Here is a 22701-nt window from a genome sequence, read left to right as displayed (position 1 = left end):
CTAGGCGGCGGCGTCGGCCAGGGCCTGGCGCACGCGCGGCACCAGCCCGCCGGCGGCCAGGATGGCGCGCACCTCGGCCCCGAGCGGCGCCGCCTGCCAGGACTGCCCGCCCTGCGTGACCGCCAGCGCGTCGAGGTCGATGGACGCCGCCTCCCCCTCGCGCAGCGCCGCCGCGGCCTCGGCGCAGAGCAGCACCGGCAGGCCGAGATTGACCGCGTTGCGGAAGAAGATGCGCGCCGCGCTGACCGCGACGATGGCGCCGACACCGGCCGCCTTCAGCGCGATCACCGCATGCTCGCGCGAGGAGCCGCAGCCGAAATTCCGCCCCACCGCCAGGATGTCGCCGGGGCGGATGCGGGCGGCGAAGCCGGGGTCGAGCCCCTCCAGGCAGTGCTTGCCCAGCTCCTCCGGCTTGCGCAGCGCCAGGTAGCGGCCGGGCAGGATGACATCGGTGTTCACCTCGTCGCCCAGGCGGTGGACGCGGCCGGACAGCTTTGCGCTCATGCCGCCACCTCCGGCGCCCGCACATCCTCGGGCGCGCAGATCTCCCCGGCGATGGCCGAGGCCGCGGCGACCCAGGCATTGGCCAGGAAGACCTGGCTGTCCGGATGCCCCATGCGGCCGCGATAATTGCGGTTGGTGGTGGCGATCGCCGTCTCGCCGGCGGCCAGGATGCCCATATGCCCGCCGAAACAGGCGCCGCAGGTGGGGGTCGAGATCGCAGCACCCGCGGCGGCGATGGTCTCCAGCAGCCCCTCGGCCAGGGCGGCGCGCCAGATCTTCTGCGTCGCCGGCACCACCACCATGCGCACCCCCGGCGCCACCTGGCGGCCGCGCAGGATCTCGGCCACCTGGCGCAGATCGGTCAGCGTGCCGTTGGAGCAATTGCCGACATAGACCTGGTCGACGCGCTGGCCGCGCAGCGCCTCCACCGCGACGCCGCCGGCGGGCGAGGGCGGCCGCGCCACCATCGGCCGCAGCGCCGAGAGGTCGATGGCGATGCGCTGGCGATAGACGGCATCGGCATCCGGCGCGACCGCCGGCACCGGCGCCATGCCGCGCGCCGCCATGTCCTCGGCCGAGCGCGCATCGCCCTCGAAGACGCACATATCGGCGCCGGCCTCGACCGCCATATTGGCCACGGCCATGCGCGCATCGACCGACAGCGCCGCCAGGCCGGGCCCGCCGAATTCCAGCGAGGCATCGGCGGCGCCATCCGAGCCGATGCGGCGGATCAGCTCCAGGATCACGTCCTTGCCGGTGACATAGCGGCCGGGCGTGCCGGTCAGCTCGACGCGGATGCTGTCGGGGACCCGCATCCAGAGCTGCCCCAGCGCCAGCGCGCCGGCCAGGTCGGTGGAGCCGAAGCCGATGCCGAGCGCGTTGAAGGCGCCGGCCGTGCAGGTGTGGCTGTCGGCGCCGAAGACGATGCCACCATGGCCGATCAGCCCCAGCTCGGCCAGCAGCGTGTGCTCGATGCCGCCGCGCCCGGGCTCGTAGAAATGCGCGATGTCCTGCTCGCGCGCGAAATCGCGCGTCATGGCGATGGCGCCGGCGGCGGTGACATCGGGGGCCGGGGCGAAATGATCGGCCACCAGCACGATGCGCGACGGGTCGAACACCCGGGTGGCGCCCATCGCCGCGAATTGCTCGAAGGCGAGCGGGCCGGAGACATCGTTCAGCAGCACGATGTCGGGCCGCACGGTGAGGATGGCGCCGGGCACGGCCTCCCCCTCCACCGCATGGGCGGCCAGGATCTTCTGCGTGATGGCGCGGCCGCTCATCGCCGCGCGCGGCGCTCAGCCATGAACCCCTCCCTTGCTGGCCGGTCGCGCCGGCCTTGTGGTGTTGCGCAAACGCTAGCATAGAATTGCCGCGGGTAAAGCCGATTCCGCCTGCTGTGCATGTGCAGCATCGTTTGCGCACCCAACCCTTGCCATGCTATCCGCCGCGCATGGACGAGCTGCCCCCTGCCCCGCCCGGCCGCGCCGCGGGGCGGGTCACCCTTCACGCCCTGGCGCAGCGCGCCGGCGTCGCCGCCTCCACCGTCTCCCGGGCGCTGAAGGACGATCCGCGCATCTCGCCGGAGATGCGGGCGCGCATCGCCGCCCTGGCCGCCGAGGCCGGCTACACCCCGAACATCCTGGCGCGCACCCTGGTGCTCGGCCGCTCCGGGCTGATCGGGCTGGTGCTGGGCCCGGTCGAGAACCCCTTCTATGCCGAGCTGATGCAGCAGGCCGTGGCGCAGGCGGCGGCGCGCGGCCTGCGCCTGCTGCTGCTGCATGCCGGCCCCGGCCCGATCGAGGATGCGACGGCCGAGGCGCTGCTGCAGTACCGCGTCGATGGCTGCCTGATCACCTCGGCCGAGCTGTCCTCCCGCGCCGCCGCCATCTGCGCCGCCAATGGCGTGCCGCTGGTGATGGTCAACCGCGTGGCGCGCGAGCATGGCAGCGCCGTCTCCTGCGACAACCGCGCGACCGGCGAGACCCTGGCCACGCTGCTGCTGCAGGCCGGGCATCGCCGCCCGGCCATCATCCTGGGCAATCCCGGCAGCTCCACCAGCGCCGAGCGGGCCGAGAGCTTCGCCGCCACGATCCGCCGCGCCGGGCTGCCGGCGCCGCCGATGCTGCCGGGCGGCGGCAGCCACGCCGCCGGCTATGCCGCCGGGCGCCGCATCGCGGCCCTGCCGCCGGCGGAGCGGCCGGATGCGGTGTTCGGCGTCGCCGACATCCTGGCCATGGGCGCCATGGACGCGCTGCGCGAGGCCGGGCTGTCGGTGCCCGGCGATGTCTCCATCGTCGGCGCCGACGGCATCGGCCCGGCGCTGCGCCCGCCCTACCGGCTGACCACGGTGGTGCAGCCGCTGGAGGCGATGGTGGCGCGCGGCCTCGATCTGCTGCTGGCGCGCATCGGCGGCGCCGATCTGCCGCAGGAGCGCATCCTGCTGCGCGGCAGGCTGGTCGAGGGCCGCTCCGCCCGGCTGCCCGCCTGAGGCCCGGCCGGCACCTGCCCCGGCCCTGCTTGCCTGGCTTCCGACAGGTCGTATAACCTGACCCTCCCAGGGGGCAGCCGCCCCATCGCGGCACGCCCCCGGCCATGGCCGGAGCCGCGTGGTGAGCAGCAAGACTTCCTCCCGACAAGCCACCCCGCAGGCCGCGCTGAATGGCCGCCGTTCCGCGCGGCTGCGGCTGCGCGCGGCCTGGATGTACTATGTCGAGGACATGACGCAGACCGCGATCGCCGAGGCGCTGGGCATCGGCCGTGTCACCGTGGTGCGCATGCTGGCCGATGCGCGCGAGCTGGGCGAGGTGAAGATCAGCCTCAGCCGCGACATCGCCGAGCTGCGCCGCGCCGAGATCGCGCTGGAGGAACGCTTCGGCCTGCGCGAGGCGGTGGTGGCGCCGCTGGCCTCGGCCGAGGCCGATCCGCTGCCGGTGATCGGCGCCGCGACGGGCGAATACCTCTCGGGCTTCATGACGCCCGGCATGAAGATCGGCGTCGGCTGGGGCCGCACGCTGCTGCATTCGCTGAACGCCATCGACGACCGGCCGCTGCCGGATCTCTCCATCGTCTCGCTGCTCGGCGGCATCTCGGCCGTGCGCCAGTACAACCCGGCGGAATTCGCCTGGCAGTTCTCCCGCCTGTTCAATGCCAGCTGCTACCTGATCGCCGCACCCGCTTTGGTCGACAGCGTCGAGACCAAGCGCGCGCTGATCGAGCGCTGCGGCATCGGCCCCGCCTTCCACATGGCCGACCAGCTCGATGCCGTGCTGGTCAGCGTCGGCGGCATGGGCACGGAGGCGAATTCGTCCCTGTTCGGGCATTTCTCCGATGCCGACCGGCAATCGCTGCTGGCGCGCGGCGCGGTGGGCAATCTGCTGTACAATTTCTACGACATCGGCGGGCGGCTGGTGGACCATCCGCTGAACCAGCGGGTGATGAGCGCGCCGATCGAGGCGCTGTGCCGCACGCCGCAGCGCATCCTGACCTCGGGCGGGCCGGACAAGATCGAGGCGCTGCAGGGCGCGCTGACCCTGCTGCGCCCGACCGTGCTGATCACCGACGAGGTCACCGCCAACACCCTGCTGGCGCAGCCCGCCGCCGGGGCGGAACGCCCGCCCCGCCGGCAGGCCGCCCAGCGCTGAACCCGGAGGAAGCCATGTCCCCTCCCGCCCCCCCGATCGCCCGGCGCATGCGCGACGGGCTGCGCGGCATGCGCTTCCTGGTGCGGCACGGCACCGGCCAGCTCGGCCGCCAGGCCGCCGCCCTGCCGGGCGCGGCCCGGCTGCTGGACCGGCTGCAGGAGGCCGCCGGGCACAGCCCGATCGGCCCGCTGCTGCAGCCGCGCCGGCGCGACGCCGCCAGCCTGTCGCCGCGGCTGCTGGCCGGCCTCTCCCTGCTGCCGCGCGACGAGGCCTGGGCGGCGCGCGTCGCACCGCTGCTGGAGCGGCTGCTGCACGCCGTGCTGGCCCAGCTCGGCATCGACAATGCCTTCGTCTCGGCCGAGCGCATGGCGCGCGCCGCCGCGCTGCTGCGGCAGGAGGAGCTGCCGGCGGCCGGCCTGCCGGAGGCGGAGCGGCTGCCGGCCTTCTGGGCCGCCGCCGCGCGCGCCCTGGCCGGCGCCGCCCCGCTGCGCGATTTCGACCTGCCGGAGACGCCGGAGGACCCGCTGGCGGCGCTGCGCCGCGCGCCGGAGGAGGCCACCATGCTGGCCGCGGGCCTGGCCGGCGCGCTGGTCGAGCGCGGCGTGCCGGCGGGGGCGGCGATCGACAGCGCGCTGCTGGTGGTGGCGGCGCGGCTGCCGGAAGCCCGCGCCGCGCTGCATGCGGAGGAAGGCGCGGCGCTCGCCGCCGAATACGCCGCGGTGCTGCCCTTCCTGCCCTGAGGGGCCGCGCTACACCCCGCCCAGCCCCGCCACGCATTGCCGCGCGCGCAGGATCGAGGCGGGGCTCATGCTCAGCTCGGTGACGCCGAGCTCGACCAGCACCGGGATCAGCTCCGGCCGCGCCGCCGCCTCGCCGCAGACGGCGACCGGAATGCCCGCTTCCCGCGCTGCGCGGCACACCGCGCCGATGGCGCGCAGCACCGCCGGGTGATCGGGGCGGTTCAGCCGCGCCACGCGCGGATTCATCCGGTCCGCCGCCATGACGTATTGCGTCAGATCGTTGGTGCCAACTGAAAAGAAGGCGACCTCGCGCGCCAGCTCCTCGGCCAGCAGCGCGGCGGCCGGTGTCTCCACCATGATGCCGAGGGCGAAATCGCCATGCGGCACGCCCTCCGCCGCCAGCTCGGCGCGGCATTGCGCGATCAGGGCGCGGGTCTGCCGCACCTCCTCGGGCTCCACCACCATGGGCAGCATGACGCGCAGATTGCCGCTGACGGCGGCGCGCAGCAGGGCGCGCAGCTGCGGGCGGAAGATGTCCGGCCGCTCCAGGCAGAGCCGCAATCCGCGCCAGCCGAGGAAGGGATTTTCCTCGTGCGGGATGTCGATGCCGGCGACCGGCTTGTCGCCGCCAATGTCGAGGGTGCGCACCACCACCGGATGCGGCGCGAAGGCGCGGGCCAGCGCGTCATAGACCTCGAACTGCTCCTGCTCGCCCGGCGGGGTGCGGCGGGCCATGAACAGGAATTCGCTGCGGAACAGCCCGACACCCTGGGCGCCGGCGGCTTGCGCCGCCTCGATCTCGGCCAGGGCGCCGAGATTGGCGGCGATCTCGATGGCGCGCCCGTCGCGCGTCACGCTGGGCGCGTCGCGCCAGCGCTGCAGGGCCTCGCGCGCCGCGCGCTCCTCGGCCAGGCGGCGCGCCAGCGCGGCCTCGCTCGCCGCGTCGGGGTCGAGCTGCACCAGCCCGCCGCCGCCATCCAGCGCGACGCGGCGGGCCGCCTGCAGCGCCTCGGGCGCGGCCGGGCAGGCCAGCACGGCGGGGATGCCCTGGGCGCGGGCCATGATCGCCAGATGCGAGGTGGCGCCGCCCTGGCGGCAGACGATGCCGGCCAGCCGCCCGGGCGGCACCCGCGCCAGATCCCAGGCCGCCAGCTCCTCGGCCAGCAGGATGGCGCCCTCGGGCACCTCCTCCAGCGGGGCGTCGCTCTGGCCCAGCAGGGTGAGCGCGATCTGCCGCGCCACGCTGCGCAGATCCTCGGCGCGCGCGCGCAGATAGGGGTCGTCCAGCGTGGCGAAACCCTCGGCCAGCTCCCGGCCCGCGCCCAGCGTGGCGGCGACGGCGTCGAGGCCGCGTCGGATGCGGCCCTCCATCTCGTCGCGCAGCTCGGCATCGCGCGCCAGCTCGACCAGCGCGCCAAGGATCTCCGCGGCCTCCGAGCCCGGCCTCGCGGCGGCGCGGCGCAGCGCCAGCTCCTGCAGCACCGCCTCCACCGCCGCGCGGTGTCGGGCGATCTCGCCGGCGATCTCGCCCGCCGCCAGCAGGCGCGGCGCCTCGGGCAGCGGGGCGGGGAAATAGGCGAAGGCGGGGCCGATCGCCACGCCCTCGCTGGCGCCGATGCCCTGCCAGGCGCCGGGGCCGGCAGCGCCCTGGGCGGGCAGGGCGGCGGCGGGCGCGCCGGCGCGCGGCGGCGCCTCCTGCCCGGCCTCGGGGGTGGCGATGAAGGCGGCCAGCTGATCCAGCGCCTCGGCCGCGTCATCGCCCTCGGCGCGCAGCACGATCTCGTCCTGCTCCTTGATGCCGAGCAGCATCAGCTTCACCGCACTGCGCGCATTGGCGCGCTGGCCGCCGCGCTCCACCTCCAGCGCCGCGCTGAAGCGCTTGGCCAGCTGCACGAATTGCGTGGCGGGGCGGGCATGCAGCCCGTCGCGCACCGCGACGACGACATGCCGCTCCAGCGCCGCCATGGCCAGGCCCGTCACGGCGCGATGACGATCTGCGCGCCGGGGCGCAGCGCCGCCGTCAGCACCGCCAGATCGACCGGCGCGACGCAGAGCTCGCCCGGCCGTTCCGGCTCGGCGGCGCCGTTGAAGTTCATCACCACATGGCCGAGCTCGTGCAGCTTGGCCCAGGCGCTGGGGCCGATGCCGGTCAGCACCGCCTCGACCTCGCCGATCGCCAGCCGCGCGCCGGGGCGCGGCGCCAGCGCCGCGTCCAGGCTCTCGGTCCGGTGCAGCACGGAGACCTCGGCGAGCTCCGGCGGCGCGCCCTCGGCGAACAGGATCAGCACGCCGCCGGCGATGAGATCAGCCGCTTCCGGGCCGATCTCCGTGATGGTGCTGCGCAGATGCACGGTCATGACGATATCCTCGGTCAGAGGGTCAGGCTGGCGAGCCAGGCGATCAGCACGGAGACGGGGCCCATGATCTGCCGGCTGATCAGCACGGCGGGCACACCGATCTCGATGGTCCTGGGCTTGGCCTCGCCGAGCGCGAGGCCGACGGGGACGAAGTCGCAGCCGACCTGGGTGTTGTAGGCGAACAGCGCCGGCAGGGCCATGGCGGGGGCGATGGTGCCATTGGCGATCTGCGGGCCGATGATGGCGACGCCGATCACCTGCGCGATCACCGCGCCCGGGCCCAGCACCGGCGAGAGGAAGGGCAGGCCGCAAATGGCGGAGAGGATCAGCAGGCCGAGGATGTTGTTGGCCAGCGGCCCCATCGGCGCCGCCAGCGCATCGCCGATGCCGGTGTAGAGGATCAGCCCGATCAGCATGGTCACGAAGGCCATGAAGGGCAGCACGTTGCGGATCACCTGGTCGATGGTGCGCCGCCCGGCATTGAAGAAGACATTCACCGCCTGGCCCATGACGCGGCCGACACCGGTGATCAGCCGCACCAGCGCCGAGCTGTCGGCGGGCTGCGGCGCCGCGGCCATGGCGGGCGGCGCCTCCGGCACGATGCTCGCGGCCGCCGCCGCGGGTGCGGCGCCCTCGCCCGGCTGCAGCGGGTGCAGATTGGCCTCGCGCACATCGGAGACGTAGATGTCCTCGGTGATGAACTGCGCCAGCGGGCCGGACTGGCCGACCGGCGTCAGGTTGATCGTCGGGATGCGCTTGCGCGGATAGACGCCGCAGCGCGCCGTGCCGCCGCAATCGATGACCACGGCGCAGATCTCGCCCTCCGGCGGCGGGCTGCGGAAGCCGTCGACGGCGATGCCGCCGGTCAGCTCCGCCAGGCGCTGCGCCAAGGGCGGGATGCCGCCGCCGGTGACGGCGACGATCTTGTCGCGCCGCGCATCGGGGGCGATGACCAGCGGCCCGCCCCAGCCATGCGCGCCGCGCTCGACCCGGACGGCGCGGTAGCGGGCGGTGGAATGGCTGTCCATCTCCGGCCTCCGCTTACAGCGTCACGCCCTGGCGGCGCGCCAGGATGCGGGTGATCCATTCGGTGACGATGCCCTTGAGCAGGATCACCACCAGCCCCACGGCGAAATAGTAGATGGCGATGGTGACATGGTAGCCCGGCGGCACCTTGCCGGCGCGCTCCAGCTCCATCAGCGCGACCAGCACGCCGCCCCAGACGAAATACTCGCCCGCATTGGCGTGCGGGAACAGGCCCAGCACCGGATGCACGAAGGAGACGGCGCTGTCGTAGAAGGCGGGCTTGTGCCGCTCCTCCAGGAAGGTGCCGAAGGTGTAGGCCATCGGGTTGGTCAGGAAGAACACCGAGAGCAGCGGCAGCAGCGTGTAGCGCGTCAGCGCATAGCGGCCGGCGGCCTGGGCGATGCCGTGCACGCGGCGTTCGCCGACCAGCTCGGTGACGGCGTAGAAGGCGGTCATCAGCACCACCAGCGTCGGGATGATGCCGGTGACGAAGCCCATGAAGACCTCGCCGCCTTTCTGGAACACGCCGATGAAATGCTTGCCCAGGCTGGTCAGCCAGCCGAGCTGCTGTTCCTGGCTGCGCGAGGCCTCCTGCACGCGGCGCGCATAGTCGGAGGCGGAGATGCCGCCCTGCCCGTCCTGCACCAGCTGCACGAGAGGCGCGGAATGGACGGCGGCATCGGGCGGCGCGTGGTGCAGCGCGTGCTGCGCCGCCTCCAGCGCCAGGCCGCCCTGCAGCACGGCCTGCTGCGCCAGCTCCGCGCCGTGCAGCATCAGGGTCTGTGAGATCACCATGGCTTTCCTCCCGGACGGCGCGCCTGTCCCGGCGCGTCCGCCCTCGAACGGGGCTGCGTCAGGCCGGGCTGGCCAGCAGGGATGGCGGCGCGGCGGCGGGTTCGGCCGCGGTCTTGCGGATCTGCGCGATGGCGCCGCGCAGCGCGGCGGCGCGGCCCTGCTGGCCGGCCGGGAAGTCCTTCGCCTCCAGCGCGTCGAGCGACAGGCCTTCGAGCTCCGGCGCGCGGCGGAAGCCGGCGAGCACGGAGCGGCCCTCCATCAGCAGCACGCGCCGCGCGACCAGATCGGGCCCGGCCACCAGCAGCACGATCACCCCCTTGGCCAGCACGCCGCGCGCCGCGCCGGTGCCGAGATAGCCATCCGGCTCCTCGCGCAGCACCGCCTGCATCACCTGCCGGTAATGCCGCATCTGCCGCCAGGTGCCGAGCGCCTGCAGCGCCCAGAGCAGGCCGAGCAGCACCAGCCCCAGCTGCCAATAGGACATTTGCGAGAGATCCACGCCTTCCTCCCCGCGGCCTTGGCGCCGCTTGCTCGGGCCGCTTCGGGCGCGGCCGGTTGGGCGAAGGATAGAACAATTGTCCACGAGAGTGTCAATCTGTTCTTGCAGCCCGGTGACAGGCGGCGACACTGGCCCTGGCGCGGGGATCACAGGCCCCTGGCCGCGCGGCCGTGGCGGCGTAAGCTGCGGCCAAGCCCCTGCCGCAACCAAGCCTGGGCAGCAGGGCAAATCCCGCCGCCGCCCGGCAAGGCACGAAGAGGAGAGGACGCCATGTTGGACCAGGCCCTGGCGGCCGAGCTGGCCCGCACCCCGGATCTGGCGCACCGGCTGCGCCAGCTGCGCTTCTTCGACGCGCAGTTCCGGCTGGAGATCGAGGCGCTGTCGCGCCGGGCCGGCTGCCGCGTGGTGATCGACCCGGCGCGGCTGACCCGCGCCTTCCTCGACTGGGCGACGGCGCTGCAGCGCCAGCGCGGCGCGGCGGGGCTGGACCGGCGCGACTTCTCGGTCTTCGCCGGCGGGCTGCTGCTGGCCCGGCTGGTGGCGCTGATGCCGCTGCGGCTGGAAACGCCCCCCGCCCCGCCGCCGGAGACCGACCCGGCGCTGGCCGAGATCATCACCTTCTGGCCGGAGGGGTTCCTGTGCACCGGCTTCTGCCTGACCGCGCTGCAGGCGGTGCTGGAGCAGGAGGGGGCGGCGCCGCTGCATCTGGCGCCGGCGGCGCGCGAGCTGCGCCATTGGTGGTCCTTCCGCGAGAATGCCCGCAGCGACCCGGCCTCGGCGGTGGGCTTTTTCGACCTGTTCCTGGGCCAGGCGCCGAGCTGGGGCTTTCCCGATTTGGCGCGGGCACGGCCGGCCATGCAGCGCGCCTTCCGCCTGCGCCGCGGCGGCGAGGCGGTGCTGGGGGGCGAGAACGCGCCGGAGGCCCCGCGCCGAATAGAACATTTGGATTGACCAGAGCGCAAAAGTTCATACTCTCGGCGGCAAGTGCAGCCCGGGACCGCCCGGCGGAGGGCTGCCGTCAGGGAGATCGCCATGAACGCCGTCAATCCGATCGGCTTCGCCGCCATGCTGGCCAGCCGCGCCCGGGAAGGCCGCCCGGTCACCTTCGGCCTCGCCGGCACCGGCCAGATGGGCACCGACATCGTGGTGCAGGCCGCGCTGATGCCGGGGCTGCGCCTCGGCGCCATCTGCGAGATCCGCGCCGAACAGGCGGTCGACGCGCTGCTGCTCTCGGGCCGCGCGCGCGGCGACATCGTCGAGGCGCAGTCGGCGCAGGCGGTGGAATCGGCGCTGCAATCGAACAAGGTCGCCATCACCGGCGACCACAAGGCGCTCTGCGCCGCGGGCGGCATCGACGTCATCATCGATGCCACCGGCAACCCCAATGTCGGCACCATGATCGCGCTGGAGGCGATGCGCCACGGCAAGCATGTGGTGATGCTGAATGTCGAGGCCGACATCACCATCGGCCGCTTCCTGCAGGAGGAGGCGCGGCGCGCCGGCGTGGTCTACACCGGCGCCGCCGGGGACGAGCCGGCGGCGACGCTGGAGCTGATCAGCTTCGCGCAATCCATCGGGCTCGACATCGTCGCCGCCGGCAAGGGCAAGAACAACCCGCTGAAATTCGACGCCACGCCCGACCAGTATGAGGAGGAGGCGCGCGCCCGCAACATGGCGACGCGCATGCTGGTGGAGTTCGTCGACGGCTCCAAGACGATGATCGAGATGGTGGCGATCGCCAATGCCACCGGGCTGGTGCCCGACGTGCCCGGCATGCACGGCCCCGCCGCGACGCGCGACGAGCTGGCCCAGGTGCTCTGCACCCGCGAGGATGGCGGCCTCCTCAGCAAGCCCGGCATCGTCGACTATTCCATCGGCAAGGGTGTGGCACCCGGCGTGTTCTGCGTCGTCAAGCCGCGCCATCCGCGGGTGCTGGAGCGGCTGGTGGACCTGAAGGTCGGGCCCGGCCCCTGCTTCACCCTGTTCCGCCCCTACCACCTGACCAGCCTCGAGGTGCCGCTCTCGGCGATCCGCGCCGTGCTGCACCGGCAGGCCGACATGCAGCCGCTGCCGCATCCCGTCGCCGAATGCGCGGCCGTGGCCAAGCGCGACCTGAAGCCGGGCGATGTGCTCGGCAAGATCGGCGAATATGATTATCGCGGCTTCGCCATGACCTGGCAGGAGGCGCGCGAGAGCAACGCCATGCCGCTGGGCCTGGCCGAGGGCGCGCGCGTGCTGAAGCCGATCCGCGCCGGGGAGCGCCTGGGCTACGACAATTGCGCCCCCGACGAGAGCCTTCTCATCACCCAGATCCGGCGGCGCCTCGACCAGTCCGACGCGCGCTTCCTGGCCGCGTGACGGCCGCGCGGCACCCTGCCCGGGAGACGTGACCATGTCCCAGCCCCTGCACGCCAACCCGCCGCCGGACCAGCCCGCGCGGCCGAACCGCCCGGCGGTCTATGACCGGCTCGGCCCCGATGCGCTGCGCGAGGCGCTGCGCCGCATGCTGCTGGTGCGCCGCTTCGAGGAAGGCGCCGAGGAAGCCTATATGCGCGGGCTGATCCACGGCACCATGCATCTGTCGATCGGCCAGGAAGCCTCGGCCATCGGCATCTGCAGCGCGCTCGAGGAGCGCGACTACATCACTTCCACCCATCGCGGCCATGGCCATTGCATCGGCAAGGGCGCCGAGGTGAAGCGCATGTTCGCCGAGTTCTTCGGCAAGGAGACGGGCTATTGCCGCGGCCGTGGCGGCTCGATGCACATCGCCGATCCGGCGCGCGGCAATCTCGGCGCCAATGGCATCGTCGGCGGCGGCATCCCGATCGCGGTGGGCGCCGCGCTCTCCGCCAAGCGGCGGGGCACCGGCGCCGTCGCCATCTCCTTCTTCGGCGATGGCGCCAACAATGAGGGCGCCTTCCACGAGGCGCTGAACATGGCCTCGCTCTGGCGCCTGCCGGTGGTCTTCGTCTGCGAGAACAATGGCTACGGCATGTCGACCTCGATGGCGCGGGCGACCGCGGTGCCGAATGTCGCCGACCGCGCCGCCGCCTATGGCATGCCGGGCGTCATCGTCGATGGCAACCGCTTCGCCGATGTGGCCGAGGCCGCCTTCGCCGCCGTGGAGCGCGCCCGGCGCGGCGAGGGGCCGACGCTGATCGAAAGCAAGACCTACCGCATCCGCGGCCATTCGCGCAGCGACCGCAACCGCTACCGCACCAAGGAAGAAATCGAATCCTGGCAGCGGCGCGACCCGATCCGGCTGTTCGAGGAGGAGCTGACGGGCCTCGGCATCCTGCGCCTGGAGGAGATCGTGGCGCTGCGCGCCGAGGTGGAGGCGGAGATCGCCGCCGCCATCGACTACGCCAAGGACAGCCCCGCCCCCGATGTGGCGGCGCTGACGCGCGACGTCTATGCGCGCGAGATCCGGCCGGAGGCCCTGCGGTGAGCGCCCTGATGAACCCCGTGACCGAGGCCGCGGCCGAGGATGCGCCGCGCGAGCTGAGCTATGCCCAGGCGATCCAGGAGGCGATGGCCATCGCGCTGGAGAGCGACCCCGCCGTGCTGCTGATGGGCGAGGATATCGGCGTCTATGGCGGCGCCTTCCAGGTGACCGGCGACCTGGTGCACCGCTTCGGCGAGGATCGCGTGATGGACACGCCGATCAGCGAGCTGGGCGGCGCCGGCGTCGCGGTGGGCGCGGCGCTGACCGGCCTCAAGCCGATCTTCGAGTTCCAGTTCTCCGACTTCGCCACGCTGGCCATGGAGCAGATCGTCAACCAGGCGGCGAAGCTGCGCTACATGCTGGGCGGCGCCGTCTCGGTGCCGCTGGTGATGCGCTTTCCCGCCGGCTCCGGCACCGGCGCCGCGGCGCAGCACAGCCAGAGCCTGGAGGCGTGGCTCGCCCATGTGCCGGGGCTGAAGGTGCTGCAGCCCTCCACCCCCTACGACGCCAAGGGCATGCTGCTGGCCGCCGTCGAGGATCCGGACCCGGTGATGATCTTCGAGCACAAGCTGCTCTACAAGATGAAGGGCCCGGTGCCGGAGGGGCACTACACCGTCCCCATCGGCCGCGCCGCCATCCGCCGCCCGGGGCGCGACGTCACCATCGTCGCCACCTCGATCATGGTGCATCGCGCGCTGGAGGCGGCGGCGAGCCTGGAGGCGGAGGGCATCGAGGCGGAGGTGATCGATCTGCGCTCGCTGCGGCCGATGGACACGCCGACGCTGGTCGACAGCGTCAAGCGCACGGGGCGGCTGCTCTGCGTGCATGAGGGGGTGCGCAGCCTCGGCATCGGCGCCGAGATCAGCGCCGCCATCGCCGAGAGCGAGGCCTTCGACTATCTCGACGCGCCGATCCTGCGGCTGGGTGGCGCCGAGGCGCCGCTGCCCTACAATCCCGAGCTGGAAAAGGCGGCGGTGCCGCAGGTGCCCGGCATTCTCGACGCCGCGCGGCGCCTGGCCCGCCGGGAGGTCTGAGCATGGCGAGCGAGATCATCCTGCCGCGCGTCGACATGGACATGGCGACCGGCCGTGTCGCGCTCTGGCACGCCGAGGATGGCGCGGCGGTGGAGAAGGGCCAGGCGCTGTTCGAGATCGAGACCGACAAGGCCGCGATGGAGATCGAGGCGCCGGAATCCGGCGTGCTGCACATCGCCGATGCGCGCACCGGCATCGACATGCCGGTGGGCAGCGTGCTGGGCTGGATCACCGCCGCGGGCGAGGCGCCGCCGCGCCCGGCCGAGGCTGCGCCTGCGGCCGCCCCGGATGCCGTGGTGCCGAATGCGGCGGTGCCGGTGGATGCCGTGAGCGAAACGGCCCCACGCGAACCGGCTTTCGCCGATGCCGCGCCGGCCGCGGAGGCGCGCCCGCGCGCCACGCCGCAGGCCCGCCGCCTGGCGGAAACCCTCGGGCTCCAACTGGAAGAAGTATCCGGCAGCGGGCCGCGTGGCCGCATCCAGGCGCAGGATGTGCAGGAGGCGGCCGAGGCCGCGCCCGCCCCGCTCGCCGCGCCGCCGCCGCCCGCCGCCCCCGGCACGGTGCTGCACCATGTCTGGCTGCGCCGTGGCCAGGGCGTGCCGAGCCTGCTGATCCACGGCTTCGGCGCCGAGCTCGCCTCCTGGCGCCCGCTGCTGGCGGCGGGCGGCGAGACCGGGCCGGTGCTGGCCATCGACCTGCCCGGCCATGGCCGCTCGCCGCTCGCCGGCGGCGCCGGGCTCGAGGATCTGGCGGATGCGGTGGAGGCGACGCTGCAATCCCTCGGCCTCGACGCGGTGCATCTGGTCGGGCATTCGCTGGGCGGCGCGGTGGCCACCGTGCTGGCGGCGCGCGGCAGCGTGGCCGTGCGCTCGCTGCTGCTGCTGGCCCCCGCCGGGCTCGGCCCGGCCATGCATGCCGATTTCGTGCCGGGCTTCCTGCGCGCCAGCAGCACGGCCAGCCTGCAGCCCTGGCTGAACCTGCTGGTGGCCGATGCTTCGCTGCTGCCCGGCGGCCTTGCCGCCGCCACGCTGCGCCAGCGGCAGGAGAATCCGGCGATGCTGGAGGCGCAGCGCCGGCTGGCGGCCACGCTGCTGCCGGATGGCATGCAGGCCATTGACACCCGCGCCCTGTTCGGCACGCTGCGCATGCCGGTCAAGCTGGTGCTGGGGCAGGAGGACCGCATCCTGCCCTGGCGGCAGGCAATGGGGCTGCCGGGCTGCGTGGCCCTCCACATTTTCGCCGGCACCGGGCATATGCCGCAGCTGGAGCGCCGCCAGGAGGTGGCACGGCTCTGGGCGGAGCTGCGCTGCGCCGGCAACTGATCCGCCGGCCCGCCGGCGACCGACAGAACAGCGCGGATCCACCGCGCGGCTGAGGGAGAGAAACCATGGATTCGATCCTGACCGTGCTCAAAAGCGTGGTGGACACGCTGGGCCCGACGGTCCTGCTGCCTTTCATCATCGCCGGCATCGCGCTGGCGCTCGGCGTGCGCGCCGGCCGCGCCTTCCGCGCCGGGCTGACCATCGGTGTCGCCTTCATCGGCATCAACCTGGTGCTGGGGCTGATGCTGACGAGCCTCGGCGAGGTCGCCCAGGCCATCGTGCGCAACACCGGCATGCAGCGCGACATCGTCGATGTCGGCTGGCCCTCGGCGGCGGCCATCGCCTTCGGCTCCTCGGTCGGGCTGTGGGTGATCCCGATCGGCATCGCGGTGAACCTCGCCATGCTGCTCACCCGCATGACCCGCACGCTGAATGTCGATGTGTGGAATTTCTGGCATTTCGCCTTCGTCGGCTCGCTGGTCACGGCGGCGACGGGCAGCCTGGTCTATGGGCTGGTCGCGGCGGCGCTGATGGCGGCGCTGTCGCTGATCCTGGCCGACTGGACCGCCAAGGGCGTGCAGCGCTTCTACGGCGTGCCCGGTGTCTCGGTGCCGCATCTGGCCTCGGCGCAGATCGTGCCGCTGGCCATCGCGCTGAACTGGGTGATGGACCGCATCCCCGGCTTCAACCGGCTGCATCTCGACACCGACAGCATCCAGAAGCGGCTCGGCGTGCTGGGCGAGCCGATGGTGCTCGGCGCGGCGCTCGGCCTGATCCTCGGCCTCGTCGCCTTCCACAATGATGGCGATGCCGGCGTGGTCATCTCGAAATCGCTGAAGGTGGCGATGAACCTCGCCGCCGTCATGCTGATCCTGCCGCGCATGGTGAAGATCCTGATGGAGGGGCTGATCCCGATCTCGGACGCCGCGCGCGACTTCGTGCAGAAGCGCGCCGGCGACCGCGAGCTGCATGTCGGTCTCGATTCCGCGATCCTGATCGGCCATCCGGCGGCCATCGCCAGCTCGCTGGTGCTGGTGCCGATCGCCATCCTGCTGTCGCTGGTGCTGCCGGGCAACCGCATCATCCTCTTCGCCGATCTGGCGGTGATCCCCTTCCTGGTGGCGATGTGCGCGCCGATCGTCGGCGGCAATGTGCTGCGCATGATCGTCATCGGCACGGTGACGCTGGCCATCGGCTTCTATGTCGGCAACAGCCTGGCGCCGCTGATGACCGGCGCCGCGCGCTCCGCCGGCTTCGCCATCCCGGCGGCGGCCAGCCTGATCACCAGCGTGGTGGATGGTTTCCTCTATGTGCCCTGGCTGCTGATCTCGGCGGTCACGGCGCTCGGCCTGCTCGGCCTGGCGCTGGCGGCGGCGGTGATCGCGGCGCTCGGCCTCGGCCTGCGCGCCGCCCCCGTCGCCTGGGAGCGCGCCGCCGGCGCCGAGCCGGAGGAGCCCGCCCCCCTGCCCACCCGTCCCGTCGCCGCGGAGTGACCGCCATGCCCCTCGACCTGCCCGACCTGCTCGACGACCGCGCCATCTGCCTCGATTGGCAGGCCGGCAGCGCGGCCGAGGTCATTTCCCTGCTGGCGGCGCGGCTGCAGGCGCAGGGCGCGGTCGCCGAAAGCTATGCCGAGGCGGTGCTGGCGCGCGAGGCGGTGATGCCGACCGGCCTGCCGCTCGGCGCCATCAATGTCGCCGTGCCGCACACCGACGCGCATCATGTGCGGCGCCCGGCCGTGGCGCTGGCGGTGCTGCGCCAGCCGGTGCCCTTCGGCAATATGGAGGAGCCGGAGGAACAGCTTCCGGTGCGGATCGTCCTGGCCCTGGCGCTGAATGACAAGCACGCCCAGATCGAGGCACTGCAGACCGTCGCCGGGCTGATCCAGGCGCCGGAGCTGCTGCAGGCGCTGCTGGCGGCGCCCGACATTTCCACCGTCCGCCAGCTGCTGCGGGCGCTCAACAAGGACCGAGTGCATGGCTAGACCGAAGACGATCCTGGTGGCCTGCGGCACCGCGGTGGCCACCTCCACCGTGGTGGCGACCGCCATCGAGGAGACGATGCAGGAGCGCGGCATCCCGGTGCAGATCCGCCAGTGCAAGGCGACCGAGCTGCCCAGCCTGGTGGCCGATGCCGACCTCGTCGTCTCCACCACGCCGGTGCCGGCCGATCTGGGCAAGCCGGTGGTCAAGGGCCTGCCCTTCCTGACCGGCATCGGCAAGGCCCAGGCGCTGGACGAGATCGAGCGCCATCTGCGCGGCTGAACCGCGCCCTTAACCCTGCGCGGCCTTGCCGTGCGGGGGGCCGTGCGGGGGGCCGCGCGGGGGGCCGCGCCGGCGCCGCGTCAGCCCCCAGCCGGCGCGGCGTATGTCGCGGCGCAGCAGCTCCAGCCGCAGCCCGCGCGGATCGCCGAGCAGCTCCAGCAGCGCCGCCGGCGCCAGGCCGAGCGCGCCCGGCGCCTCCCCCCGGCTGCGCGCCAGGGCGTGCAGCAGCAGCGGCGCACCATCCCCCTCCCGCTGCAGCAGCAGCACCGAGGCGCCGAAGCATTGCCGCGCCAGCGCCTCCTCCGGCGCGTCCAGGCGGCAGGCGGCAGCCACGCGGTAGACGCCGCTGGCGGGCCCGGCATCGCCCGCGGCCGCCCCGGCCTTGCCCGGCGCCTCCCCCCAGCGCAGCGGCACCGGGCCGAACAGCGCCACCCCGTCGCGCTCCAGCGTCAGGGCCGGGGCATTGCTGCCGGGGCGCGGCGTCACCAGCAGCCTGGTGCGCGGCGCCCGCACCCAGTCGCCGCGCAGCAGGCCGCGCAAGGCGCGCCAGCCCCGGGCCAGCAGCAGCAGCCCCACCAGGGCCAGGATCGCCGCCATCACCATGCCGAGCGCCCCGCCTTGCCGCCCCCCGGCGACGCCGCGCCGCCGGGTGAGAGCCCGACCGGCGAGGCGCCGGGCGCCGGGGTCCAGACCGGCCGCGCCGCCGGGTCGGGCGATGCCTCGCGCTGCTGCGCGGCGGCGGCGGCCTCGACGAAGGCGCGGTCCAGCTCCGCCTGGTTCCAGCGCGCCAGCAGCAGGGTCAGCGCCGCCAGGAACAGCGCCAGGGCGCCGCCCAGCAGGCCCAGGCGGATGCGCCAGGGTGTGCCGCTCATGCCTCCTCCTCCTCGGCCGCGCCGCCCCGCAGCCGGCCCAGCGCCGCGGCCAGGGCGGCCTCGGGCCCGGCCGTGCCGGGCGCGGCGCAGAGCGCGATGAGCGCCTCGGCGGCAGCCGGGCCTGCCGGGTCGCCCTGGCGCAGCGCCGCCAGGATGCGCGGCAGGGCCAGCGCCTCGGGCGGCGGGGCGGGCGCGGCCTCCAGCGCCGCCAGCAGCGATTCCGCCCTGGCGCGGGCCGGGGCGCCGAGCCGGGCGCGGCGCAGCCAGGCGCGCCAGCCGGGCAGCATGGCGCGGGCCAGCGCTGCCTGGGTCTCGCGCGGCAGCGCCGCGGTGCCAGGCAGACCGGCCGGGGCCTGCGCGCCCCGCCCGCCCAGCAGCAGCCAATGGTCCAGCCGCGCGCCCAGCGGCCGGCCGCCAAGCCAGGCGCCGCCCCCCATCAGCAGCGCGCCGAGCGCCAGGCCGGCCAGCCAGTAGCCGGCATCGCGCGGCGGCTGCAGCGCGGCGAGGCCAATTCCCAGCGCGCCGCCCAGCAGCGCCAGCAGCAGCCGGCGCTGGGGGGTGTCCAGCGCCGTCTCCGGCGCCTCTGGGTTGGCGCGGCGGCGCGCGCCGGCGGCGGGGCCAGCGGAGGGAAGGGCCATGCTCAGCCCCCCGCCGAATAGGAACGGCCGGTGGAGCCGAAGCCGGCCCGGCTGATGCTGGTGGCGGCCTGCACCGTCACGCCCGGTCCGCCGCCCGAGGCGCGGGCCACCAGCGTATGCGCCGGCAGCGCCCGGCGCGCCGCGCTGTCCCAGCCCTGCAGCGGGCCGGTGCCGCTGCTCGGGCGGTAGCTGGCGATGGGACGGCGATCGGCGGTCCAGGACCAGCCCTGGTAGCGCGGCGCATAGCCGCCGGCCCGCGCGACAGGCCGGTCATGCCAGAGGCTGTTGTAGCGGTACCACCACAGCGCGCCGTAGCCGCGGCCGCCGCCATGATAGCCGCCGCCGGAGGAGCCGCCCGCGCCGCCGCCCTGGTTCGACAGCTGCACCGTGGCGCTGCTCGGCAGCACGGTGCTGCGGCAGGCGCTCCACACCGCCGCGCATTCCTCGCGGCTGGCGAAGCGGTTGGGCAGGAGCTGGCGCGGCTGCTCGCAGCGCTGCCAATCCTCCTCGCAGGCCTGCCGCGTGGCGTAGAGCGGCGCCAGCCGCTCATAGCCCATGGGCGGGGCGGAGGGGCTGTCCGGCGGCTGCTCGGCGCGCTCGACCGGGCGCGGCGGTTCCTCGATGGCACCGGGGTCGGGCAGCGCCCAGCCCTGGCCCTGGCGGTCGCGCAGCACCGGGCGGGGCGCGCCGCCCGCGGGCAGGCTCCAGCCCTCCAGCACCGGGCGCCAGGCGGGGGTCTCGGCCGTCGCCTCGCAGGCCTCGCGGCCGAACTGCATCTCGCATCCGGCGCGCCAGTCGAAGACCGGGCGGCTCGCCGCCTGCTCGCGCCGCGCCACGCGCTCCAGCGCCGCGCAGGCGGCCGGGTCGGCGCCCAGCCGGCGATGCGCCGCCTCGCAGGCTTCCAGCCGCGCCTCCGCCTGGCCGGGCACATCGGGGGGCGGCGCCTCGTCGCAGCCGCCGGCGCCGAGGCCGAGCCCGACCAGCGCCGCCGCCCGCACGCGGCCGCCGCGCCGCCGCGCCGGCTGGGACAGCCCCGCCATCTCAGCCCGCCATGCAGGCATTGTTCAGGATGCCCGCGCCGATCTGGATGAAGGCGATGAAGACGGCGCCGCCGCCCACCGTATCGGCCTCGATCTCCTCGCGCAGCCTTCCCTGCAGCAGGGCGGCCAGCAGCAGATGCACCAGCAGCTGCACCAGCACCGCGACGGCGCACCAGATCGCCTGGTCGAGCGGCCCGGCGGCGGCGCCGGCGACGGCCGCGATCGGCAGCACCATGCCGATCGCCTTGCCGCCGAAGGCGATGGCGGTGGGCAGGTTGCCCGCGCGCAGCAGCGCCAGCTCGCGCTGCGGCGTGGCGGCGGAGACGGCGACCAGCCCGAAGCCCCAGAACAGCGCGCCGAGGCCGAAGGCGGTGATGAAGCTGAACAGGCTGGAGGGGAACAGCGCGAGGATGTCGGCGGCGGTCACGGGCGCATGGCTCCTGCAAGGGGGAAAGGGGCGTGGGGCATCGGGCGGCTCAGCCGCGCAGGATGTGCGGCACGAAGCGCGCCGTGGCGTCGCTGCGCCAGGAACGGCTTTCGCGGAAGGACAGGCCGGCCGGCTCGCCGCCCACCAGCCAGACCGAGACGCCGGCATGCACGCTGCCCTGCCCGGTCTCGAAGCGCGGCGGCGGGCACCAGCCCTGGCGCAGCAACGGGCCATGGCGGTGGTCGGGCGGCTCGTCCGGGCCGGTCACCCCCTCCCCGTCATCGCCGCGGCAGGGCTTGGCGACCAGGGCCAGGCCGGGCTCGGCGGGGGCCTCGCCCTCCAGCCAGGCGGGCAGCAGGCCGGGCGTGCCGGGCGCCTGCTGCCAGAGCCGCGCCAGCAGCGCCTTGTCGGAGAGCAGCCGGGTCCAGGCGGCGGGCAGGATCCGGGTGCGGCTCTGCGGCAGCGCCTCGGCATTCGGCTCCTGCTCCATCCAGAGCCAGGGATAGAGCTTCAGCAGCCCGCTCAGCGGCCGGTCCTGGTCGTCGGTGAAGCACAGCGCCTCGCGGTCCCAGCCCAGCGCGCCGATCTCGCAGAGCCGCGCCGGAAGCCCGGCCTCGCGCGCCAGGCTGGCGAGGTATTCGGCATCGGTGCGCTCCGCCCCCACCGCGCCGCCGCCATGGGCGATGGCGAAATCGGGCCCGAGGCCGAGCCGCGGCAGCAGCGCCAGCAGCTTCTCGTAGAGCAGGTTCTCCTGGTCGTCGCCGCGTTCGGTGAGGGAGGCGGCCTGCGCGGCCTCGAACCATTCCCATTGCAGGTAGGAGGCCTCGGCCAGGCCCAGCGGCCCGTCCGCCTCGTAATCCAGCAGCACCGGCTCGCCTGCGGCACTGAAAGAGAAGTCCATGCGGCCGTAGAGCGGGGAATCCTGCGCCTGCCAGGATTGCAGCACCGCCTGGCGCATGCCGGCCTCCTGGATGCCGAAACGCTCCGGGTCGCCGCCCTGCAGCTCGGTGCCGATGGCCTGCAGGCAGAGCGCGTGCAGCCTGGCGGCGGTCTGCAGCAGCCGCTCCGCCATGGCGCGCGGCACGACATAGGCGGCATCCTCGACCCAGTAGGGCAGGCCGCCCTCGGCCGGCGCCAGCAGGCCGAGCGGGCGGAGGCGCTGCCGCATGCCGGCGGGGCCGCGCAGGGAGATGCGCCGGAAGGGCGGCGCGGTGGGGCCGGGGCCTGGGGTCTGGACGGTCACGGGCGCGGCCTCACAGGATCACATGCGGCACGAAACGGTCCTCCAGCGTGGTGACCAGCCCGGCGCCCTCGCGGATGCCGAGGCCGCAGGGCGCATCCCCCGCCATCCACACCCCCATCACCGGATAGGCCGGCCCGTCCGGCGCTGAATACGCCGGCAGCGGCGCCCAGGCCTGCCAGACCAGGGGCGAGGCTGGCAGCCCCTCGGCCGGATCGGTGGAGACGGCGCCGGGCACACCCTCGATGCGCATGCCGATGCCCTCCAGCCCCAGCGCCGGCTTGCCGATGGCCGGGCCCTCGATCGCGGCGCGGTCGAGCGCGGCCGGCAGCAGCAGCGGATGGCCCGGCGCCATGGCCCAGAGCTCGGCCAGGATCGCCTTGCTGGCCTGCAGCATGCGCCGCGCCGGCTCGATCCAGCGGGTGCCCGCCTGCGGCAGCAGGGCGCCGCCGGCCTCGGCCTCCAGCCAGTCCCAGGGGTAGAGCTTGAAGCAGGCCGCGATCGGCCGGCCGCCGGGCTCGACCAGCCCCACCCCCTCCTGCCAGGAGATGGCGTCGACGGGCAGGAAGATGGCGGCATGGCCGGCGGCCTCGGCGGTGGCCATCAGATAGGCGACCTGGGCGATCTCGTCCGGCCTTCCGCCCTCGGCCGCGAAATGCACCAAAGGCGGCAGGCGCAGGGCGGGCCAGCGCGCCACCAGCGCCTCGTCGATGGCGCTCCACTGGTCCTGGCCGGGGCGGGTCACGGGGCCTTCCGGCGTCTCCTCGAACCAGGCGAGCTGCACCGAGGCTGCCTCGAGCAGCGCCGCCGGCGTCTCGGCATTGTATTCGTAGAGCTTCACCGAGCCGTCCGGGCCA

General features: G+C 74.2%; 25 protein-coding genes. 11 read left to right on the top strand and 14 right to left on the bottom strand.

The window, feature by feature from the left end; translation table 11 throughout:
• Window positions 1-504, bottom strand: a complete 504-nt coding sequence (locus tag QE401_RS02915; protein WP_307136768.1) for a LeuD/DmdB family oxidoreductase small subunit — start codon at window positions 502-504, stop codon at window positions 1-3.
• Window positions 501-1784 (bottom strand): 3-isopropylmalate dehydratase large subunit, encoded by a 1284-nt coding sequence (locus tag QE401_RS02910; RefSeq protein ID WP_307136767.1) that lies wholly within the window; start codon window positions 1782-1784, stop codon window positions 501-503. The genes QE401_RS02915 and QE401_RS02910 overlap by 4 nt, the downstream gene beginning before the upstream one ends.
• A gap of 170 nt (window positions 1785-1954) precedes the next feature.
• On the opposite strand from QE401_RS02910, the gene QE401_RS02905 reads away from it, so the two are divergent.
• The 3 genes from QE401_RS02905 to QE401_RS02895 all read left to right on the top strand — a co-directional run bounded on the left by QE401_RS02905 (window position 1955) and on the right by QE401_RS02895 (window position 4885).
• Window positions 1955-2992 carry a LacI family DNA-binding transcriptional regulator gene (locus QE401_RS02905; protein WP_307136766.1) on the top strand — a complete coding sequence of 346 codons (1038 nt, stop codon included), beginning with the start codon at window positions 1955-1957 and terminating at the stop codon, window positions 2990-2992.
• Window positions 2993-3113: 121 nt separating this feature from the next.
• The gene (locus tag QE401_RS02900) at window positions 3114-4145 is read left to right on the top strand and encodes a sugar-binding transcriptional regulator (RefSeq protein ID WP_307136765.1); all 1032 of its coding nucleotides are present in this window, start codon (window positions 3114-3116) and stop codon (window positions 4143-4145) included.
• 14 nt (window positions 4146-4159) lie between these two features.
• Window positions 4160-4885: a hypothetical protein gene (locus QE401_RS02895; RefSeq protein WP_307136764.1), complete on the top strand. Its 726-nt coding sequence runs from the start codon at window positions 4160-4162 to the stop codon at window positions 4883-4885.
• 9 nt (window positions 4886-4894) lie between these two features.
• On the opposite strand, the gene ptsP is transcribed toward QE401_RS02895, so the two are convergent.
• Genes ptsP through QE401_RS02870 form a run of 5 tightly spaced genes read right to left on the bottom strand, consistent with a single transcriptional unit; the run spans window position 4895 to window position 9562 of the window.
• Window positions 4895-6865, bottom strand: a complete 1971-nt coding sequence (ptsP, locus tag QE401_RS02890) for a phosphoenolpyruvate--protein phosphotransferase (RefSeq protein WP_307136763.1) — start codon at window positions 6863-6865, stop codon at window positions 4895-4897.
• Window positions 6862-7242, bottom strand: a complete 381-nt coding sequence (locus QE401_RS02885) for a PTS glucitol/sorbitol transporter subunit IIA (RefSeq protein ID WP_307136762.1) — start codon at window positions 7240-7242, stop codon at window positions 6862-6864. Before QE401_RS02885 ends, ptsP begins: the two co-directional genes overlap by 4 nt.
• Window positions 7243-7256: 14 nt before the next feature.
• Complete coding sequence (srlE, locus tag QE401_RS02880) at window positions 7257-8270, bottom strand: PTS glucitol/sorbitol transporter subunit IIB (RefSeq protein WP_307136761.1); 1014 nt, start codon at window positions 8268-8270, stop codon at window positions 7257-7259.
• Between the two features lie 13 nt (window positions 8271-8283).
• Window positions 8284-9063: a PTS glucitol/sorbitol transporter subunit IIC gene (srlA, locus tag QE401_RS02875; RefSeq protein WP_307136760.1), complete on the bottom strand. Its 780-nt coding sequence runs from the start codon at window positions 9061-9063 to the stop codon at window positions 8284-8286.
• A gap of 58 nt (window positions 9064-9121) precedes the next feature.
• Window positions 9122-9562 carry a transcriptional regulator GutM gene (locus tag QE401_RS02870; RefSeq protein ID WP_307136759.1) on the bottom strand — a complete coding sequence of 147 codons (441 nt, stop codon included), beginning with the start codon at window positions 9560-9562 and terminating at the stop codon, window positions 9122-9124.
• A 270-nt stretch (window positions 9563-9832) separates the two neighbouring features.
• Between QE401_RS02870 and QE401_RS02865 the strand changes: the two genes are divergently transcribed.
• The 8 genes from QE401_RS02865 (at window position 9833) to QE401_RS02830 (ending at window position 17627) form a co-directional block, all read left to right on the top strand.
• Window positions 9833-10513, top strand: a complete 681-nt coding sequence (locus QE401_RS02865; RefSeq protein ID WP_307136758.1) for a hypothetical protein — start codon at window positions 9833-9835, stop codon at window positions 10511-10513.
• 81 nt (window positions 10514-10594) lie between these two features.
• A complete protein-coding gene (locus QE401_RS02860; protein WP_307136757.1) occupies window positions 10595-11920 on the top strand; it encodes an NAD(P)H-dependent oxidoreductase in 1326 nt (441 codons plus the stop codon).
• A 34-nt stretch (window positions 11921-11954) separates the two neighbouring features.
• Window positions 11955-13010, top strand: coding sequence for a thiamine pyrophosphate-dependent dehydrogenase E1 component subunit alpha (locus QE401_RS02855; protein ID WP_307136756.1), 1056 nt, complete (start codon window positions 11955-11957; stop codon window positions 13008-13010).
• Window positions 13007-14041, top strand: coding sequence for an alpha-ketoacid dehydrogenase subunit beta (locus QE401_RS02850; RefSeq protein ID WP_307136755.1), 1035 nt, complete (start codon window positions 13007-13009; stop codon window positions 14039-14041). Before QE401_RS02855 ends, QE401_RS02850 begins: the two co-directional genes overlap by 4 nt.
• A gap of 2 nt (window positions 14042-14043) precedes the next feature.
• Window positions 14044-15363: an acetoin dehydrogenase dihydrolipoyllysine-residue acetyltransferase subunit gene (locus QE401_RS02845; protein WP_307136754.1), complete on the top strand. Its 1320-nt coding sequence runs from the start codon at window positions 14044-14046 to the stop codon at window positions 15361-15363.
• Between the two features lie 65 nt (window positions 15364-15428).
• Window positions 15429-16856 (top strand): PTS galactitol transporter subunit IIC, encoded by a 1428-nt coding sequence (locus QE401_RS02840; protein ID WP_307136753.1) that lies wholly within the window; start codon window positions 15429-15431, stop codon window positions 16854-16856.
• A 5-nt stretch (window positions 16857-16861) separates the two neighbouring features.
• On the top strand, window positions 16862-17347 hold the full coding sequence (locus tag QE401_RS02835) for a PTS sugar transporter subunit IIA (protein ID WP_307136752.1): 486 nt from the start codon (window positions 16862-16864) through the stop codon (window positions 17345-17347).
• Entirely contained in the window at window positions 17340-17627 is a 288-nt protein-coding gene (locus QE401_RS02830; RefSeq protein WP_007006458.1) for a PTS sugar transporter subunit IIB, read from the top strand. The genes QE401_RS02835 and QE401_RS02830 overlap by 8 nt, the downstream gene beginning before the upstream one ends.
• Window positions 17628-17636: 9 nt before the next feature.
• On the opposite strand, the gene QE401_RS02825 is transcribed toward QE401_RS02830, so the two are convergent.
• The 7 genes from QE401_RS02825 to QE401_RS02795 form a co-directional block, all read right to left on the bottom strand.
• Window positions 17637-18230, bottom strand: coding sequence for a hypothetical protein (locus QE401_RS02825; protein ID WP_307136751.1), 594 nt, complete (start codon window positions 18228-18230; stop codon window positions 17637-17639).
• Window positions 18224-18499: a hypothetical protein gene (locus tag QE401_RS02820; RefSeq protein WP_307136750.1), complete on the bottom strand. Its 276-nt coding sequence runs from the start codon at window positions 18497-18499 to the stop codon at window positions 18224-18226. Before QE401_RS02820 ends, QE401_RS02825 begins: the two co-directional genes overlap by 7 nt.
• Window positions 18496-19137 (bottom strand): hypothetical protein, encoded by a 642-nt coding sequence (locus QE401_RS02815; RefSeq protein WP_307136749.1) that lies wholly within the window; start codon window positions 19135-19137, stop codon window positions 18496-18498. The genes QE401_RS02820 and QE401_RS02815 overlap by 4 nt, the downstream gene beginning before the upstream one ends.
• A gap of 2 nt (window positions 19138-19139) precedes the next feature.
• A complete protein-coding gene (locus QE401_RS02810) occupies window positions 19140-20177 on the bottom strand; it encodes a DUF1190 domain-containing protein (protein ID WP_307136748.1) in 1038 nt (345 codons plus the stop codon).
• Between the two features lies 1 nt (window position 20178).
• Entirely contained in the window at window positions 20179-20604 is a 426-nt protein-coding gene (locus QE401_RS02805) for a DUF350 domain-containing protein (protein WP_307136747.1), read from the bottom strand.
• Window positions 20605-20653: 49 nt separating this feature from the next.
• On the bottom strand, window positions 20654-21847 hold the full coding sequence (locus QE401_RS02800) for a glutathionylspermidine synthase family protein (protein ID WP_307136746.1): 1194 nt from the start codon (window positions 21845-21847) through the stop codon (window positions 20654-20656).
• Window positions 21848-21857: 10 nt separating this feature from the next.
• The coding region (locus QE401_RS02795; protein ID WP_307136745.1) for a glutathionylspermidine synthase family protein at window positions 21858-22701 on the bottom strand (844 nt) is incomplete at its 5' end.

The sequence above is a fragment of the Pseudoroseomonas cervicalis genome (assembly GCF_030818485.1).
Lineage (GTDB): Bacteria > Pseudomonadota > Alphaproteobacteria > Acetobacterales > Acetobacteraceae > Pseudoroseomonas > Pseudoroseomonas cervicalis_A.
The sequence above is the reverse complement of the archived record's forward strand: the minus strand, read 5'-3'. Positions and strand labels throughout refer to the sequence as shown.